Source organism: Ensifer sp. ENS07 (assembly GCF_014852185.1).
GTDB classification, from domain to species: Bacteria; Pseudomonadota; Alphaproteobacteria; order Rhizobiales; family Rhizobiaceae; genus Ensifer; species Ensifer adhaerens.
Window position 1 is genome coordinate 1 of the sequence record NZ_JACVBE010000060.1, and the last position, 875, is coordinate 875.

1 protein-coding gene is annotated in these 875 nt (G+C 57.3%); it reads right to left on the bottom strand.

Annotated elements, in window-relative coordinates; translation table 11 throughout:
- Positions 1-733: ISNCY family transposase (locus IB277_RS37615; protein ID WP_192373412.1), on the bottom strand; the 733-nt coding region annotated here is incomplete at its 3' end.
- Between the last annotated feature and the right edge of the window lie 142 nt (positions 734-875).

Below are 875 nucleotides of genomic sequence, written 5' to 3' on the forward strand. Positions count from 1 at the left end.
CACAGATGATGTCGATATTGAGTTCATAGAGCGCCCGTCCGAACTGCGTCAGGCCGCTTGTCCGGTCTTTCTTCGACGCATGGAGCGAGCGGAAAACGCCGTGCTTGTCGCTGTAGAAGGCCAGCGGCTTGCCCCATTGCTGCAGATAGGCCTTCGTCGCGTGCAGATAATCGAATGTATTCTCCGATCCAGCAAAGCGAAGATGTAAAAGCTTGCCGGTGGCGTCATCAATATAGACGAGCAGGGCGCATTTGGGGCCGCGGTTCTCGAACCACCAGTGATGCGACCCATCGATCTGCACCAGTTCGCCAAAGCAGTCGCGCCGGCCACGTGGCTGGAAAACCCGTTTCTTGCGTTCCCGACGCGAGATCCAGATGCCAGCCTCGGTCATCCATTGCCGCAGCGTTTCCTTGGCAACAGAAATCCGGTGCAGCTCGATGAGCTTCTCGCGCGCCAGCGTCGGACCGAAATCCAGATAGCGTTCGCGGATCAGATCCAGCGCCGCATTGCGGAAATCCTCGCTGTGGCGCCGATTGCTCGGCCGGGATCGCTTCTTCGAAACAAGACCGGCCGGACCATCTTGATCATAAGCCTGCAGCAGTCTGTGGATCTGACTTCGACTGAGGTTGAGCAGTTCGGCAGCCTGGACAACGCTCAGGCGCTCGTCACGGATCTTCTGGATGACTTCGAGGCGATGCAACTCTTTCTGCGACATGGTGATCAAACAGGACATGACGACTCCGACCGCTCATGGTCTCGACCAGGCTGAAGGTCGTCATCCTTGCTCCCAACGTTGGCTTTGACCAGTGCGTCGAGAGGCGAGACTGTCGCATCTCTAACTGGCCCAACTGTCGCATTACTAAATAGCCACTACA